At 71.1% G+C, this 15,906-nt stretch carries 14 protein-coding genes; 10 read left to right on the plus strand and 4 right to left on the minus strand.

Annotation, left to right across the window (positions count from 1 at the left end; translation table 11 throughout):
- Nucleotides 1–161 precede the first annotated feature (161 nt).
- A complete protein-coding gene (locus Bequi_RS10395) occupies nt 162–1,214 on the minus strand; it encodes a hemolysin family protein (RefSeq protein ID WP_249737871.1) in 1,053 nt (350 codons plus the stop codon).
- The gene (locus Bequi_RS10400; protein ID WP_249737872.1) at nt 1,207–2,541 is read right to left on the minus strand and encodes a hemolysin family protein; all 1,335 of its coding nucleotides are present in this window, start codon (nt 2,539–2,541) and stop codon (nt 1,207–1,209) included. The genes Bequi_RS10395 and Bequi_RS10400 overlap by 8 nt, the downstream gene beginning before the upstream one ends.
- A gap of 162 nt (nt 2,542–2,703) precedes the next feature.
- Here Bequi_RS10400 and Bequi_RS10405 point away from each other — a divergent pair, with 162 nt between their 5' ends.
- The 5 genes from Bequi_RS10405 (at nt 2,704) to Bequi_RS14440 (ending at nt 9,518) form a co-directional block, all read left to right on the plus strand.
- Entirely contained in the window at nt 2,704–3,474 is a 771-nt protein-coding gene (locus tag Bequi_RS10405; protein ID WP_249737873.1) for a response regulator transcription factor, read from the plus strand.
- 38 nt (nt 3,475–3,512) lie between these two features.
- Complete coding sequence (locus Bequi_RS10410; protein ID WP_249737874.1) at nt 3,513–4,607, plus strand: sensor histidine kinase; 1,095 nt, start codon at nt 3,513–3,515, stop codon at nt 4,605–4,607.
- A 95-nt stretch (nt 4,608–4,702) separates the two neighbouring features.
- Nucleotides 4,703–8,587, plus strand: coding sequence for a multifunctional oxoglutarate decarboxylase/oxoglutarate dehydrogenase thiamine pyrophosphate-binding subunit/dihydrolipoyllysine-residue succinyltransferase subunit (locus Bequi_RS10415; protein ID WP_249737875.1), 3,885 nt, complete (start codon nt 4,703–4,705; stop codon nt 8,585–8,587).
- Between the two features lie 149 nt (nt 8,588–8,736).
- On the plus strand, nt 8,737–9,384 hold the full coding sequence (locus Bequi_RS10420; protein ID WP_249737876.1) for a GDSL-type esterase/lipase family protein: 648 nt from the start codon (nt 8,737–8,739) through the stop codon (nt 9,382–9,384).
- A gap of 59 nt (nt 9,385–9,443) precedes the next feature.
- Nucleotides 9,444–9,518, plus strand: a complete 75-nt coding sequence (locus Bequi_RS14440) for a 50S ribosomal protein bL37 (RefSeq protein WP_370297284.1) — start codon at nt 9,444–9,446, stop codon at nt 9,516–9,518.
- 132 nt (nt 9,519–9,650) lie between these two features.
- On the opposite strand, the gene rsrA is transcribed toward Bequi_RS14440, so the two are convergent.
- Both rsrA and Bequi_RS10430 read right to left on the minus strand, forming a co-directional pair.
- Nucleotides 9,651–9,962: a mycothiol system anti-sigma-R factor gene (gene rsrA, locus Bequi_RS10425; protein WP_249737877.1), complete on the minus strand. Its 312-nt coding sequence runs from the start codon at nt 9,960–9,962 to the stop codon at nt 9,651–9,653.
- Nucleotides 9,959–10,579 carry a sigma-70 family RNA polymerase sigma factor gene (locus Bequi_RS10430; RefSeq protein ID WP_249737878.1) on the minus strand — a complete coding sequence of 207 codons (621 nt, stop codon included), beginning with the start codon at nt 10,577–10,579 and terminating at the stop codon, nt 9,959–9,961. Before Bequi_RS10430 ends, rsrA begins: the two co-directional genes overlap by 4 nt.
- Before the next feature lie 181 nt (nt 10,580–10,760).
- Here Bequi_RS10430 and Bequi_RS10435 point away from each other — a divergent pair, with 181 nt between their 5' ends.
- From Bequi_RS10435 to Bequi_RS10455, 5 genes are all read left to right on the plus strand, one after another.
- Nucleotides 10,761–11,315: a hypothetical protein gene (locus tag Bequi_RS10435; RefSeq protein WP_249737879.1), complete on the plus strand. Its 555-nt coding sequence runs from the start codon at nt 10,761–10,763 to the stop codon at nt 11,313–11,315.
- A gap of 2 nt (nt 11,316–11,317) precedes the next feature.
- Complete coding sequence (gene aroA, locus Bequi_RS10440) at nt 11,318–12,643, plus strand: 3-phosphoshikimate 1-carboxyvinyltransferase (protein ID WP_249737880.1); 1,326 nt, start codon at nt 11,318–11,320, stop codon at nt 12,641–12,643.
- An 11-nt stretch (nt 12,644–12,654) separates the two neighbouring features.
- On the plus strand, nt 12,655–13,683 hold the full coding sequence (gene rsgA, locus Bequi_RS10445) for a ribosome small subunit-dependent GTPase A (protein WP_283774928.1): 1,029 nt from the start codon (nt 12,655–12,657) through the stop codon (nt 13,681–13,683).
- A gap of 27 nt (nt 13,684–13,710) precedes the next feature.
- On the plus strand, nt 13,711–14,502 hold the full coding sequence (gene hisN, locus Bequi_RS10450) for a histidinol-phosphatase (RefSeq protein WP_249737882.1): 792 nt from the start codon (nt 13,711–13,713) through the stop codon (nt 14,500–14,502).
- A gap of 162 nt (nt 14,503–14,664) precedes the next feature.
- Nucleotides 14,665–15,894, plus strand: a complete 1,230-nt coding sequence (locus tag Bequi_RS10455) for a pyrophosphate--fructose-6-phosphate 1-phosphotransferase (RefSeq protein WP_249737883.1) — start codon at nt 14,665–14,667, stop codon at nt 15,892–15,894.
- Nucleotides 15,895–15,906: the final 12 nt, after the last annotated feature.

Here is a 15,906-nt window from a genome sequence, read left to right on the forward strand (position 1 = left end):
ATTGCCGAACCTTTGCCGCCTCCGCGAGGAAGGTAAAGAGCCTTTACCCAGGTTCCTCTGCGCCCATGACCGCGGTCACACAGGCTCTCCTCGACCGCCCCCTCACGCACGCGGAACGGCCCGCCGCGGATGCGACGGGCCGTTCTCGCGGTGCTGGGCTCTCAGGCCCGGCTGCGCTGCATGACGTCCTTGACCTCGCCGACGAGCTCCTCGAGCACGTCCTCGAGGAAGACGGCGCCGACGCTGCGCGAGGCGGGGGCGTCCACCCGGGCGAGGTGCGCGCCGTTGTACTGCATCGCGCGCAGCGCCTCCTCGATCTCGTCGTGGGAGGCGACGGACACGACGGCTCGCACGATCCCGGGGTGGATCGGGCGCTGGTACTCCTCCTCCGGGGCGTCGGCCGGCAGCAGCACGTCCTTGAGGTGGATGTAGCCGACGAGGTCTCCCGCGTCGTTGCGCACGCCCACGCGGCTGAATCCGGTGCGCGCGACGATCTCCTCGATCTGAGCAGGAGTGACGTCGTAGGTGACGGTGACGACGTCCTCCATCGGCACCATCACGTCTCCCGCGGTGCGATCGGAGAACTGGATGGCGCCCTGGAGCAGCCCGTGCTCGTCGGCCAGCAGGCCCTCGCGGCGGGACTCGTCGACGATCGCCGAGATCTCCTCCGCGGTGAAGCGGCTCTCGACCTCGTCCTTCGGCTCGATCTGCAGCAGGCGCAGAATCGCGTTCGCCGTGTGGTTGAGGATCCAGATGATGGGGCTGAAGATCCGCGCGACGATCGCGAGCGGCGTCGCCAGCACGATCACCGCTCCCACCGGCAGGGCGATGGAGATGTTCTTGGGGACCATCTCGCCGAGCACCACGTGGAGATACGAGGCGATCAGCAGGGCGAGGGCGAAGGCGATCGGGTGCACGAGCACCTCTGGAGCGCCCGCCTTCTCCAGGAGCGGCTCGATGTAGTGGGCGATCGCGGGCTCCGCAACGGCGCCGAGGGTGACCGAGCAGATGGTCACGCCGAACTGGGCGGCCGCGAGCATGACCGAGACGTGCTCGATCGCCCACAGGGCGGTCTTCGCGCCGGGGCGCCCCGCCTCGACGAGCGGCTCGAGCTGGCTGCGCCGGGCGCTCATGATCGCGAACTCCGCAGCCACGAAGAAGGCGTTGCCCACGAGCATGGCGAGTCCCAGCAGGAGTGCTGCGGTGTCACTCATCGTCGGCCTCCTCCGCCACGGGCACGAGGGCCTCGTCATCCACCACCGACAGACGCACCTGGTCCACGCGGCGCCCGTCCATTTCGATCACCTCGAGCCGCAGCCCGTGCGCCTCGACCACGTCGCCGAGAGCGGGGATTCGCCGCAGCGTCCTCATCATGAGTCCGCCGAGGGTGTCGTAGTCGCTGGACTCGGGGACGATCACGCCGAGCTCGCGGCGGATCTCGTCGGGCCGCATCAGCCCGCTGACCGTCCAGCCGCGCTCCCCTTCGGCCACGAAGCGGTCGGGCTCGTCGTCGTGCTCGTCGCTCACCTCGCCGACGATCTCCTCGATCACGTCCTCGAGGGTGACGATCCCCGAGGTGCCGCCGTACTCGTCGAGCACGACGGCGAGCTGCGCGCCGACTCCGCGCAGATCCAGGAGGAGGTCGTCCAGCGGGACGGTCTCCGGGACGCGAGGGATCTCGGCCATGAGGTCGCGCACTGCGGTGGAGGCGCGGTGCGCACGGGGGACGCTGACGGCCTGGCGCACCTGGACGACGCCGACGACGTCGTCCTCGCTGCCGTCGGTGACGGGGAAGCGCGAATGGCCCGTGGTGCGGCTGGCCTCGAGGACGTCGAGGGCGCTGGCGTCGGCGGCGACGCTGATCATCGCGCCGCGGTGGGTCATCACGTCCCCCGCCTCGCGGTCGGCGAGGTGGAGCGTGCGGCTCAGCAGCACGGCCGTGCCCTCATCCAGGGTGCCGGCGCGCGCGGAGTGGCGCACGAGGGAGTCGAGCTCCGCGGGAGAGCGCGCCGCGGACAGCTCCTCCTGAGGCTCGATGTTCACCAGGCGCAGGACTGCGTTCGCGGTCGCGTTGAAGATCGCGATGAACGGCCGGAACGCCACGGTGAAGCCGTGCTGAAGCGGGGCGACGACGCGCGCTGTGCCCAGCGGAGCGGCGATCGCGAGGTTCTTGGGCACCAGCTCGCCGAAGACCATCGAGAACGCGTAGGCGATCGCCATCGCGAGGCCCACGGAGACGGGGCCGACGAGACCGGCGGAGAGTCCGGCGGACTGGGCCAGCGGAGTGATCAGGCTCGCCAGCGGATCCTGCACGGCGAAGCCGAACAGCAGCGTGGTGATGGTGATGCCCAGCTGCGCGCCCGAGAGGTTCGTCGAGAGGTGGGTCAGCGCGTGCAGGACGCTCCCGGCCCGCTTGTCCCCGGCGGCATGCGCCTTCTCGACCGTGTGGCGATCCAGCGCCACCAGGGAGAACTCGGATGCCACGAAGACTGCTGTGCCCGCGGTGAGGAGCACTCCCGCGAGCAGAAGGATCCAGGTCATCGGCGGACGGCTCCCCGTGCGGGGAGGGCGCGCATCGCGGGCGAGGTGCTCGCTCCGGTGCGCGCGCCGGTACTCGGCGCAGGCGAATCGCTCATGATGCGGGTCATCATATACGCGCACCCCTCCCGTATCGCTGTGCGGGGGCGTCGGTACAGTGTGCGCATGTCGAACGCCTCAGCGAGCTCCCCCTCGCCCGCTCCCCGCACACGCGTCGTCGTCATCGAGGACGAGCCCACGATCGCGGGGGCGATCGCCGACCGGCTCACCGCCGAGGGCTGGGAGGTGTCCACGGCGCCCGACGGCCCCGCCGGGGTCGAGGCGGTCCAGCGTGCACGGCCCGACGTCGTCGTGCTGGACGTGATGCTCCCCGGGTTCGACGGCCTCGAGGTGTGCCGCCGCATCCAGGCCGACGAGCCCGTCCCCGTGCTCATGCTGACCGCCCGGGACGACGAGACCGACATGCTGGTGGGACTCGGCGTCGGCGCCGACGACTACATGACCAAGCCCTTCTCCATGCGCGAGCTCGTGGCCCGCCTGAAGGCGCTCCTGCGCCGAGTGCAGCGCACCGCCCCCGCCCCTGAGCCCGACGGCGCGGAAGCGCAGACCTCGACCCTCGAGATCGGCGATCTCGTCATCGATCGCGCTGCGCACCGCGTGACCCGCGCGGGCGAGCCCGCGCACCTCACCCCCACGGAGTTCGATCTCCTCCTGTGCCTCGCCCTCGCTCCCGGGACGGTGCTGACCCGCGAGCATCTGCTGGCGGAGGTCTGGGACTGGGTCGACGCGACGGGCACGAGGACGGTCGACTCCCACGTGAAGGCCCTGCGGCGCAAGCTCGGCGCGGATCTCGTGCGGACCGTGCACGGGGTCGGCTACGCGCTCGAGCCCCCTGCCGCGGCGGCGTCGGATCCCGCCGGCGGAGCGCAGTCCTGAAGCGCCCGAGCCGGGCGGCCGTGCAGGAGTCGCTCGAGGTGCGTCCCCTGGACAGCCTGCGCTCCTTCAAGGTCAAGCTCGGGGTGCTGGTCGCCGTCAGCGTGAGCGTGGCCGTGTTCCTCACCTGGGCGAGCGTGAAGGCGGGCCTGTCCTCCTTCGTCACGCTGCCGCTCGTGGTGCTCGCCGCGCTCGTGGTGACGCAGGTGCTCGCCCGCGGCATGACCTCTCCGCTGCGCCAGATGACGCGGGCCGCGCAGGCGATGGCCAAGGGCGACTACAGCCAGCGCATCGCCTCCTCGAGCAGGGACGAGGTGGGGCAGCTCGCCGAGGCCTTCACCCGCATGGCGAGCGATCTGCAGCAGACCGACCAGATGCGGCGCGATCTCGTCGCCAACGTCTCCCATGAGCTGCGCACGCCGGTGGCGGGGCTGCGCGCCCAGCTGGAGAACATGGTCGACGGGGTGACCGAGCCCGATCCTGCGGCGCTGGCCGTTGCGCTCACCGAGACCGAGCGGCTCTCCTCGCTCGTGGACCACCTCCTGGACCTCTCGCGGCTGGACGCCGGCGTGATCCAGGTCCAGACCGAGACGTTCGCTCTGACCCCGTTCCTCCACGAGGCCGTGGACGCCGCCGAGCTCGGTGCGCGGTCCGGGGAGCGCGGACTGCACTGGGCGATCGAGGTCGATCCCCCCGACCTCGAGGCCACGGCCGACGCCGCCCGGATCCGCCAGGTGATCGCGAACCTCCTGGACAACGCCGCCCGCCACTCCCCCCCGGGCGGCCGCGTGCGGCTGCACGCCCGGCCCGCCGAGCCGTCCCCGGGACCGGCGGAGAGCGGGGCCCCGGATCACGGCGCGGACGCGCCGCCGCGGGAGACGGGCATCTGGATCGAGGTCAGCGACCAGGGCCCGGGGATCGCGCGCGCGGACCGGGAGCGCGTGTTCGAGCGCTTCCAGCGCGGCGGCGGCTCCGACGGGTCCGGAGGCACGGGTCTCGGCCTCGCCATCGCGCGCTGGGCCGTGGAGCTGCACGGCGGGACGATCGAGGTGATCGACGATCCCGCGCGGGAGCGCGAGAACGACCGCTCCTCGGTGATCCGCGTCCACCTGCCGCCCCCGCGATCGGCGGGCTGAGACGCGGCGCCGGACCGTCCCCCGCGCTCAGGAGCCTCGGCTAGGGTGGTCGCACCCGCTCCATTCGACTTTCACTGAAGGCTGGCGATCGCAGAGTGTCACAGCAGACACCCCATTCAGAACCGGGCGCCGACGAACCCGAGTTCGGCCCCAATCAATGGCTGGTGGACGAGCTCCATGAGCAGTGGTCGCAGGACCCCGCCAGCGTCGATCCGAGCTGGGCGGAGTTCTTCTCCGCGCGGTCGGGATCCTCCGCAGGCGCCGCTCCCGACTCGCCCGAGCTGGCCGCCGAGCAGCCCTCCCCCGCCCCTGTCTCGGATCCCGGAGCCTCTGCAGTGCCGCAGACCGCGCCCGCGGACGCCACTGAGAAGGGCGGCGCCCCCGCTCCCGCAGCGAAGCCCGCTGAAGCGGCGAAGCCCGCTGCTGCGCCGTCCCCGCAGGAGGACTCCTCGCCGTCCTCCACCTCCCCCTCGCGCGCAGAGGGCCCCACTGCTGCGCGCGACACCCCGAACTCGCCCCGCTCTGCGAAGGATGCCCCGGCCGTGAACGACGCCCCCGCCTCGAAGGTCTCGAACACCTCGGACCGACCGATCAGGTCCACCGTCCCCAGCTCGGAGATTCCCGAGCGGGTGGTCCACGAGCCCGAGCCCGTGAAGCTGCGCGGACCGGCCGCCGCCGTGGTGCGGAACATGGATGAGTCGCTCACCGTCCCCACCGCGACCTCCGTGCGCGACGTCCCGGTGAAGCTCCTGTTCGACAACCGCCTCGTGATCAACAACCACCTCAAGCGCCACCGCATGGGCAAGGTGTCCTTCACCCACCTCATCGGCTGGGCGATGGTGGAGTCGATCACCGAGATGCCCGATCTCAACAACGGCTTCGAGGTCGTCGACGGCAAGCCGATGATGATGAAGCGCGAGGACGTCAACTTCGGTCTCGCGATCGACATGCCCCGTCCCGACGGCTCCCGCTCCCTCGTGGTGCCCAGCATCAAGGGCGCCCAGCAGCTGGACTTCCGCACCTTCTGGAACGCCTACGAGGAGGTCGTGCGCAGGGCCCGCGGCGGCAAGCTGACGATGGACGACTTCACCGGCACTACCGTGTCGCTGACGAACCCCGGCGGCATCGGCACCGTCCACTCGATCCCGCGCCTGATGAAGGGCCAGGGCGTGATCGTGGGCGTCGGCGCGATGGACTACCCCGCGCAGTTCCAGGGCGCGAGCCAGGCCACCCTCGCCGAGCTCGCGGTCTCCAAGGTCATGACGCTGACCTCGACCTACGACCACCGCATCATCCAGGGCGCCGCCTCCGGCGAGTTCCTCAAGCGCATGGCCGACAAGCTCCTCGGGCTGGACGGCTTCTACGACCGCGTCTTCGCGGCGCTGCGGATCCCCTACGAGCCCGTGCGCTGGGTGCAGGACAACCCCATGCGCGACACGCAGGCCGAGAAGTTCGCGCACGTCATGGACCTCATCAACGCCTACCGCGTGCGCGGCCACCTCATGGCGGACACCGACCCGCTGCAGTACCGCGTGCGCACCCACCCGGACCTCGACGTGCAGACCTACGGCCTCACGCTGTGGGATCTCGACCGCACCTTCCCCACGCGGGGCCTCGGCGGAAAGCAGCAGGCCACGCTGCGCGACATCCTCGGGATCCTGCGCGATGCGTACTGCCGCACCATCGGCGTGGAGTACATGCACCTGGACGATCCGACCGAGCGCGCCTGGCTGCAGAAGGAGTTCGAGACTCCCCGCCAGTCGCTCACGAAGGACCAGGTCACCCACATCATGGACCGTCTCAACGCCGCCGAGGCGTTCGAGACCTTCCTGCAGACCAAGTTCGTCGGCCAGAAGCGCTTCTCGCTGGAGGGCGGGGAGTCCGTGATCGCCCTGCTCGACTCCGTGCTGCACGACGCGGCGCACGACGATGTCGACGAGGTCTGCATCGGCATGGCGCACCGCGGCCGCCTGAACGTGCTCTCGAACCTCGCCGGCAAGAGCTACGGACAGATCTTCCAGGAGTTCGAGGGCGCCACCAGCGGCGTCGGCTCGGGCGACGTCAAGTACCACCTGGGCACCGAGGGCACCTACACGGCGTCCGACGGCGAGACCACCAAGGTGTACCTCGCGGCGAACCCCTCGCACCTCGAGGCCGTGAACCCGGTCCTCGAGGGCATCGTGCGGGCGAAGCAGGATCGCCTGGAGCGCGTGACGGACTTCCCGGTCCTGCCGATCCTCATCCACGGCGATGCGGCCTTCGCCGGACAGGGCGTAGTCCCCGAGACCCTCAACCTCTCGGAGCTGCGCGGCTACCGCACCGGCGGCACCATCCACGTCATCATCAACAACCAGATCGGCTTCACCACTCTGCCGGACTCCTCGCGGTCCTCGTACTACTCGAGCGACGTCGCCAAGGCCACGCAGCTGCCGATCTTCCACGTCAACGGCGATGATCCCGAGGCGTGCGTGCGCGTGGCGGAGATCGCCTTCCGCTACCGCCAGAAGTTCCATCGCGACGTCGTCATCGACATGGTGTGCTACCGCCGCCGCGGCCACAACGAGGGCGACGATCCCTCGATGACCCAGCCGCTGATGTACTCGCTGGTGAACGAGAAGCCCTCGGTGCGCAACATCTACACCCAGGCGCTGATCGAGCGCGGCGACCTCACCGAGGACGAGACCGCCGAGGTCGTCAGCAACTTCCAGCAGCACCTGGATCAGGCGTTCGCCGCAGCCCGGGATGCGAGCTCGGAGGCCGATCCCTCGAACTCGGTGCAGGGGCTCGACCTCCCCGCCGCCCAGCGCAGCAGCGGCTCCGCCGAGCCGGTGCGCACCGCTGTGGACGCCTCGGTGCTGGAGCGGATCGGAGATGCGCATGTGGGCATGCCCTCCTCGTTCACGGTGCACTCGAAGCTGAAGTCGCTGATCGCCAAGCGCCAGGAGATGTCGCGCTCGGGCGGGATCGACTGGGCCTACGGCGAGCTGCTGGCCTTCGGATCGCTGGTGCTCGAGGGCACTCGCGTGCGCCTGGCCGGGCAGGACTCGCGCCGCGGCACGTTCACCCAGCGCCACGCGGTCCTCATCGACAGCGTGGACCAGGACACCTGGACCCCGCTGCTGCACCTGGGCGATGACCAGGCGCGGTTCAACGTCTACGACTCCTCGCTCTCGGAGTTCGCCGCGCTCGGCTTCGAGTACGGCTACTCGGTCGAGTGCCCCAACGCCCTGGTGCTGTGGGAGGCGCAGTTCGGCGACTTCGTCAACGGCGCGCAGACGATCATCGACGAGTTCATCTCCGCCTCCGAGCAGAAGTGGGGCCAGCAGTCCTCGGTCGTGCTGCTCCTGCCGCACGGCTACGAGGGCCAGGGGCCGGACCACTCCTCCGCCCGCATCGAGCGCTTCCTGCAGCTGTGCGCCGAGGACAACATGCGCGTCTCCACGCCCTCGACCCCGGCCAGCTACTTCCACCTGCTGCGCCGCCAGGCGAAGACGGAGCCCCGCAAGCCGCTCATCGTCTTCACCCCGAAGTCGATGCTGCGCAACAAGGCGGCCGTCAGCGCGGTGGAGGACTTCACCGAGGGCAGCTTCCAGCCCGTCATCCCCGACACCACCGTGGCGGCCTCGGCCGTCACGCGGGTGCTGCTCACCAGCGGCAAGGTGTACTGGGACCTGGTGGCGCGCCGGGAGTCCGAGGGCATCGACGACGTCGCGATCGTGCGCGTCGAGCAGCTCTATCCCCTGCCCGTCGCCGAGCTCGCCGAGGCCCTCGCGCCCTACGGCGATGCGGCCCTCACCTGGGTGCAGGACGAGCCGGAGAACCAGGGCGCCTGGTCCTTCATCGCCATGAACGTCCCCGCCGAGATCCGCTCCCGCCTCGGCGTAGCCGCTCGGCCCGCCTCGGCCTCGCCGGCGACGGGATCGGCCCGCCAGCACAAAGCCGAGCAGGAGTCGCTCATCACGCGGGCGCTCGGTCTCTGACCGCGGAGCCCGCCGCCGCGCGCGCCTGTGCGATCGCACAGGCGCGCGCAGGCGATGATGGAGCGGTGCGCGATCCGGCGGGCCGGGCAGATGCCCGCGCCTGCCGGGCACCGCACAGCACTCACCAGCACTGACGACAAGGAGAAGCCGTGGACGCGAGCGAAGGCCTGAGCGGCCCCCCGGCACGACCTGTGCCGATCCGACTGATCGCCCTGGGCGACGAGATCCTGGCCGGTGCCGGCGATACGCGCGCACTGGGCTGGCTCGGCCGGGCGGTCGCCCGCGAGCAGGGCGCCCGGGCCCGCATCGAGCTGTTCTCCTCGGCGCTCCCCCGGGAGACGTCCGCAGAGCTCGCGGAGCGCTGGGACGCCGAGGTCGAGCAGCGGATGGACAGCCTGGAGGGCAGCGGCGCTCCGCTGGACGTCCGGGTCGTCCTCGGACTCGGCGCGGCGGACATCGATCACGGGGTGTCCCTGGCGCGCTCGCGCCTGAATCTCGCGAAGGTGCTCGACGGGCTCGAGCGCCTGCGGATCCCGGCGTTCGTCGTCGGCCCCCCGCCCAGTGCGGATCCCGGCCGCACCGCCTCGATCCGCGAGCTCTCCGGGGCCTTCGACGATGTCTGCGCGCGACGTCGCGTGGCCTACGTCGACACGGTCCGCGCCCTCGAGGACCACGAGCAGTGGAGGGGCGACCTCGCCCGCAGCGGGTCCGACCTTCCGGGCCAGACCGGCTACGGGCTGATGGCGTGGCTGGTCCTCCATGGTGGCTTCGGTCGCTTCCTGGGGACCTCGGACTGAACGACCGCCCCGCCTGTGACAGAATGCGGGGGTTGATCCGGCGAAGGAAGGAGAGCGTGATGAGCAAGCGTGGACGCAAGCGCAAGTCGCGTCGCAAGAGCGGCGCCAATCACGGCAAGCGCCCCAACGCCTGAGCCGTGATGTAGATCGACGAGGACCCCGCCGGATTCCGGCGGGGTCCTCGTCTGCTCTGCCTCAGCGCCGCGCAGGTGCAGAACTGCCCGTGCACCGTGCCCGACGCGTGCACTGCGCCCGGCGCGCGGCGATCAGCTGCTGCGGCGCACGGTGCGCGTCTCGATGCTCGCGCTCCCCTGGGAGTGCGTCACCTCGATGCGGCTGTACTGGATGCTGATGCGCTCCCGGAGCGTGCGGGGCGCCGTCTCGCTCGCGCAGCTGCGGCGCACGAGCTCCTTGAGCGCGCGCAGGCGAGCCATCTCCTCCGCGCACTCGGGGCAGCCCTCTGCGTGCGCGGTCATGCGCGCGACGGTCTCGCGGGGCAGCTCGCCGTCGAGCGCCGTCTCGAGGCCGAAGCGGTCCGTCGCGTCGGCAGTCCCCTGGGGGCTGGTGTTCTCGCTCATGCGTCCTTCGTCCCTCGGTCCTCATCCTCATCGCGCAGGTAGCCGCTCTCGCGGGCGTAGCCGCTGAGGGCCTCGCGCAGCTGGCGCCGCCCTCGGTGGAGCCGCGACATGACCGTCCCGATGGGGGTGTCCATGATCTCGGCGATCTCCTTGTAGGCGAATCCCTCGACATCGGCGAGGTAGACCGCCATCCGGTAATCCTCCCGCAGCTGCGCGAGGGCGTCCTTCACGGCGGAGTCCGGGAGCGCGTCCAGCGCCTCGGTCTCCGCGGAGCGCAGACCGCGGCTGGTGTGGGACTCGACCTGCGCGAGCTGCCAGTCCTCGACGTCCTCGCTCCAGGATTCCCGGGGGCGGCGCTGCTTCTGCCGGTACGACGAGATGTAGGTGTTCGTCATGATCCGGTAGAGCCAGGCGCGCAGATTGGTCCCCGGGGTGAAGCGGTCGCGCGCCCGCAGCGCCTTGAAGAACGTCTCCTGGACGAGGTCCTCGGCGTCCTGCGGATTGCGAGTCATGCGCAGGGCTCCGCCGTAGAGGGAGTCCAGGTGCGCGAGGGCCTCCGCCTCGAAGTCGAAGTCCGGCGGAGGCGAGGAGGGCGGTTCGTGGTCGATGGTCGTCATCGTGCTCAACGGTACGTCACCCCTCTCCGCTCCCGGCGCTGTTCACACTGTCGGCTCTTCCAACGCCGTGGCCCGGCCGGATGTTCCCGGAGGCCGGGCGAGGGCTGCGCAGGATAGGCTGGCCGCACCGCGGGCTGCGCGCCCGCACGACCGCCACTCCCACAGAAAAAGCGAGGACCCCATGTCGCTCCTGCGTCGTCTTGCTCGCCCTGCACTGGCCGCCCCCTTCATCGTCGAGGGCGTGCGCACCGCCATCTCCCCCGAGCGCGAGATCAGCGTGGCTCCGGCCGCCTTCGCCCAGGTCGACCGGGCGCTCCAGAGCTCCCCCGCTCCGTCCTTCCTCGACGCGCGCAGCATCCTGCGCCTCAGCGGCGCTGTCGCCGCCGGTGCCGGCTTCCTTTACGCCACGGGCCGCGCCCCCCGGCTCGCCTCGGGAGTGCTCCTGGCGACCACGACCGTCGGCCTCGCGGGCCGCAAGAAGGTCTGGGAGCTCAAGGGCGCCGAGCGCACCGACGAGATCACCTCGATCCTGAAGGATGCCGGCCTCCTCGGCGGCATCATGCTCGCGCTCGTGGACCGCGAAGGCCGGCCCTCGCTCGGCTACCAGGTGGGCCAGTTCGTCGAGCGCACGCAGAAGCAGGCCACGAAGTCGCAGCAGCGCCTGGAGAAGAAGGCCGATGCGCTCGGCAAGAAGGTCCAGAAGAAGGCTGACGAGCTCGCAGACCAGTTCAGCTGACCATGTCGGACGTCCTGTGGTCGGCGCCGGTCGCCGAGGAGCCGGTGGACGCGCTCGTGCGCGTCCCCGGCTCGAAGTCCCTGACCGCGCGCTGGATGCTGATCGCAGCGCTGGCCGACGCCCCGGCGCTCCTGCGCGGAGTGCTCGTCTCCCGCGACACGCGGCTGATGAGCGACGCGCTGGAGCGCCTGGGCGCCCAGCTCGCGGTGGAGGACAGCGCACTGCGCGTCACCCCGATCCCCCCGCCGGCGGAGCATCCCGCCGAGCCCGTCGAGATCCACGCGGGTCTCGCCGGCACCGTGATGCGCTTCGTCCCCCTGCTCGCCGCGCTCCACAACGGCGACGTCTCCTTCACGGGGGATGAGGGCGCTCTCGTGCGCCCCATGGGTCCCGTGATCGCCGCGCTGCGCTCCCAGGGCGTCGAGGTCATCGAGCACGGCGAGGCCGGGCGCCTCCCGTTCACCGTGCGCGGCACGGGCAGCCTCCCCGGCGGCCGGCTCGAGATCGATGCCTCCGCCTCGAGCCAGTTCATCTCCAATCTGCTCCTCATGGGAGCCCGCTGCGAGAGCGACCTCGTCGTGTGCCACACGGGAGAGTCCCTGCCGTCCCTCCCGCATATCGAGATGACCGTCTCCGAGCTCGCGCGGGCCGGGGTGGCCGTCCGCCACCGCCTCGACGAGCAGGGCCGCCACGAGTGGACCGTGCCCGCAGGGCCCATCCTCGTCGACGAGATCCTCATCGAGCCCGACCTCTCCAACGCCGGTCCCTTCCTCGCCGCCGCGATGGTCACGGGCGGGGAGATCGCGATCGCCGACTGGCCGCGCACCACCGATCAGCCCGGAGACGCCTACCGCGATCTGCTCACGCGGATGGGCGGCACCTTCTGGTGGGAGGACGAGGACCTGTGCCTGCGCGGCACCGGCGAGATCCACGGGATCGACGCGGACCTCTCCGCCACCGGCGAGCTCACCCCGACGATCGCGGCGCTCGCCGCCCTCGCCGACTCGCCCAGCCACCTGCGCGGCATCGGCCATCTCCGCGGCCACGAGACCGATCGCATCCACGCCCTCGCGGTCGAGCTCGAGAAGGTCGGCTGCCGCACCGTGGAGCATGCGGACTCCCTCGAGATCCATCCCGGGGCGCTGCACGGCGTCGAGTTCGAGACCTACGAGGACCACCGCATGGCGACCGCCGGCGCGATCATCGGCCTGTGCGTGCCGGACACGAAGGTCCTGAACATCTCCACCACGCAGAAGACTCTCCCCGACTTCGTCGGCATGTGGCTGACCATGCTGCACACCGAGGCGCAGGCCGGGGAGATCTGGTGAGCCCGCGGGGGATGCGCTTCGACGAGTCCGACGTCCGGATCCGGCCCAACAAGCGCGGCAGCCGCCCGCGCACGAAGATCCGGCCTGCCCACGAGGACGCGATCCCCGCGGTCGTGACGGCAGTGGACCGGGGCCGCTGGCGCACCACCGCAGAGCCCGGCACTCCCCAGGAGCGCCAGGTCACCGCCATGCGAGCGCGAGAGCTCGGGCGCTCCCCCGTCGTCCCCGGGGACGTGGTCGGGATCGTCGGGGACACGAGCGGCGCCGAAGGCTCGCTCGCACGGATCGTGCGGATCGAGCCGCGCACCTCGTTCCTGCGCCGCAGCGCCGACGACGACGACACCACCGAGCGTCCCCTCGTCGCGAACGCCGACCTCATGGTCATGGTCACGGCGCTGGCCGATCCGGAGCCGCGCGGCGGGATGATCGATCGCTGCCTCGTGGCCGCCTACGTCGCGGGCGTGGACACTCTCCTGTGCCTGACGAAGGCGGATCTGCGTGATCCGAAGGGCTTCCTGCAGCAGTACGCGCCGCTGGGTGTGGACCACGTCGTCACGCACCGCGGCGAGGACGGGGGGATCGTCGGCCTGGAGGCGCTGCGGGAGAAGCTGGCCGGCCGCACGAGCGTGCTGATCGGGCACTCGGGGGTCGGCAAGTCGACCCTCCTGAATGCGCTCATCCCCGGCGCAGGTCGCGCCACGGGCGTGGTCAACGACGTCACCGGCCGGGGTCGGCACACGTCGTCGTCGGCGCTCGCGCTGCAGCTCCCGGGCGAGAGCGGATGGGTGATCGACACGCCCGGAGTGCGCTCCTTCGGCCTCGGGCACGTGAGTCCCGAGGAGCTGCTGGAGGCGTTCGGCGATCTCGCACCGCTCGCCGAGGCGTGCCCTCGCGGCTGCACCCATACCGCCGACGCTCCCGACTGCGCCCTGGACGGGGCGGTCGAGCGCGGCGAGGCCGGACCGGCGGGCCCGGCGCGCCTGGCCTCCTATCGCCGGCTCGACGAGGCCCTGCGGCGCAACGACCCGTGGGAGGCCTGAGGGCGAGGTGCATCGTAGGGTGGCTCCATGACCAGTCCCTATGCCGATGATCTGCGCCTCGCGCACGTCCTCGCCGATGCCGTCGAACAGCTGACCACCTCGCGCTTCAAGGCGCAGGACCTCCAGGTGGAGACCAAGCCCGATCTCACCGAGGTCACCGATGCCGACCGTGCCGCCGAGCAGCTCGTGCGCTCGCTGCTCTCGCGCTCCCGCTCGCGCGACCAGGTGATCGGCGAGGAGTACGGCACGACCGGCAGCTCCTCCCGGCAGTGGGTCGTGGACCCGATCGACGGCACCGCGAACTTCGTGCGCGGCGTGCCGGTCTGGGCCACCCTCATCGGGCTCGTCGAGGACGGCGAGGTCGTCGTCGGAGTCGTCTCCGCCCCCGCGCTCTCGCGCCGCTGGTGGGCCGGGAAGGGCACCGGCGCCTGGACGGGCGCACGCCTGAGCTCGGCCACGCAGATCCGGGTCTCGGAGGTCTCGAAGCTGGAGGACGCCTCCCTCTCCTACTCCTCGCTGCACGGCTGGGCGGAGCACGACCGCCTGCCCCAGATGCTGAACCTGATGCAGCGCTTCTGGCGCACCCGCGCCTACGGAGACTTCTGGTCGTACATGCTGCTGGCCGAGGGGGCCGTCGACGCCGCCGCCGAGCCCGAGCTCGCGCTGCACGACATGACCGCGCTGGTGCCGATCGTCACCGAGGCCGGGGGCCGGTTCAGCTCGCTCGCCGGCGAGGACGGACCCTTCGGCGGCAACGCGGTCGCGACCAACGGGCTGCTCCACGAGGAGATCCTCGAGGCGCTCGCCCTGCGCGGCTGAAACGAGCCCCGCGCCCGCGCTGGAGCGGCAGGGGTGCGGGTGTCCACGCGGGACCTGGGCCCGGGCGGGAGCGGGCCGGTTCGATACGATGACGGAGAACCTCGCAGCCCCTTCGCGCTCCGGCGCGGCGGGGGTCGCGTCTCCGATCTGTGAAGGACAGCCATGACTCTCAAGCGCGTCGCCCTGCTCACCGCCGGCGGCTATGCCCCCTGCCTCTCCTCCGCCGTCGGCGGGCTCATCGAGCGGTACACCGAGCTCGTCCCGGATGTGGAGATCATCGCGTACAAGCACGGCTACTGGGGCCTGCTCTCGGGCGAGAAGATCGTGGTGGACGAGGAGACCCGTCAGCACGCCGCGCGCCTGCACGATTTCGGCGGCTCCCCCATCGGCAACTCGCGCGTGAAGCTCACCAACACCAAGGACCTCGTGAAGCGCGGGCTGATCCAGGAGGGCGAGAACGCCCTCGAGGTCGCCGCCCGCAAGCTCCAGGAGGACGGCGTCGACGTCCTGCACACCATCGGCGGCGACGACACCAACACCACCGCGGCGGATCTGGCGAAGTACCTCCACGACAACGACTACGACCTCCAGGTCGTCGGCCTTCCCAAGACGATCGACAACGACATCGTCCCCATCCGCCAGTCCCTCGGCGCGAAGACCGCCGCCGAGCAGACCAGCCTGTTCGCGCAGAACGTGCTCGCCGAGCACGGCTCGAACCCGCGCATGCTCATCGTCCACGAGATCATGGGCCGCGCCTGCGGCTACCTGACCGCGGAGGCGGCGCGCTTCTACCAGGAGTGGCACGGCCAGCAGCAGTGGCTGCCCCAGATCGGCCTGTCCGCGGACCGCTGGGACGTGCACGCCGTGTTCCTCCCGGAGATGGCGCTGGACATCGAGGGCGAGGCCGCGCGCCTCAAGCAGGTCATGGACGAGACCGGCTGCGTGAACATCTTCCTCTCGGAGGGCGCCGGCATCCCCGAGATCGTCGCCGAGATGCAGGCACGCGGCGAGGAGCCCGAGAAGGACCCCTTCGGCCACGTCAAGCTCGACACCATCAACCCCGGCCAGTGGTTCGCCAAGCAGTTCGCGGAGAAGCTCGGCGCCGAGAAGACCATGGTGCAGAAGTCGGGCTACTTCGCCCGCTCCGCGAAGGCGAACGCCTACGACCTGCGCCTGATCAAGTCGATGACCGACCTCGCCGTGCAGGTCGCCCTCGAGGGCGATTCGGGCCTCATCGGTCACGACGAGGAGCGCGGCGACATCCTGCGCGCCGTCGAGTTCGACCGCGTCGCCGGCCACAAGGCCTTCGACATCGACCAGCCCTGGTTCCGCGAGGTCATGGAGCGCGTAGGCCAGAAGGTCGAGCCCGCCGCCCCCGCCGAGTCCCACTGAGACCGGGCCGTC

Source organism: Brachybacterium equifaecis (genome assembly GCF_023509525.1).
GTDB lineage: Bacteria > Actinomycetota > Actinomycetes > Actinomycetales > Dermabacteraceae > Brachybacterium > Brachybacterium equifaecis.

Bases quoted from the DNA above. Each gene is read 5' to 3' on its own strand.
- Bequi_RS10455 (WP_249737883.1), top strand. From the start codon at position 14,665: ATGACTCTCAAGCGCGTCGCCCTGCTCACCGCCGGCGGCTATGCCCCC.
- Bequi_RS10430 (WP_249737878.1), bottom strand. From the start codon at position 10,579: ATGACGACCATCGACCACGAACCGCCCTCCTCGCCTCCGCCGGACTTC.
- Bequi_RS10400 (WP_249737872.1), bottom strand. From the start codon at position 2,541: ATGACCTGGATCCTTCTGCTCGCGGGAGTGCTCCTCACCGCGGGCACA.
- Bequi_RS10405 (WP_249737873.1), top strand. From the start codon at position 2,704: ATGTCGAACGCCTCAGCGAGCTCCCCCTCGCCCGCTCCCCGCACACGC.
- Bequi_RS10395 (WP_249737871.1), bottom strand. From the start codon at position 1,214: ATGAGTGACACCGCAGCACTCCTGCTGGGACTCGCCATGCTCGTGGGC.
- hisN (WP_249737882.1), top strand. From the start codon at position 13,711: ATGACCAGTCCCTATGCCGATGATCTGCGCCTCGCGCACGTCCTCGCC.
- Bequi_RS10435 (WP_249737879.1), top strand. From the start codon at position 10,761: ATGTCGCTCCTGCGTCGTCTTGCTCGCCCTGCACTGGCCGCCCCCTTC.
- rsrA (WP_249737877.1), bottom strand. From the start codon at position 9,962: ATGAGCGAGAACACCAGCCCCCAGGGGACTGCCGACGCGACGGACCGC.
- rsgA (WP_283774928.1), top strand. From the start codon at position 12,655: ATGCGCTTCGACGAGTCCGACGTCCGGATCCGGCCCAACAAGCGCGGC.
- aroA (WP_249737880.1), top strand. From the start codon at position 11,318: ATGTCGGACGTCCTGTGGTCGGCGCCGGTCGCCGAGGAGCCGGTGGAC.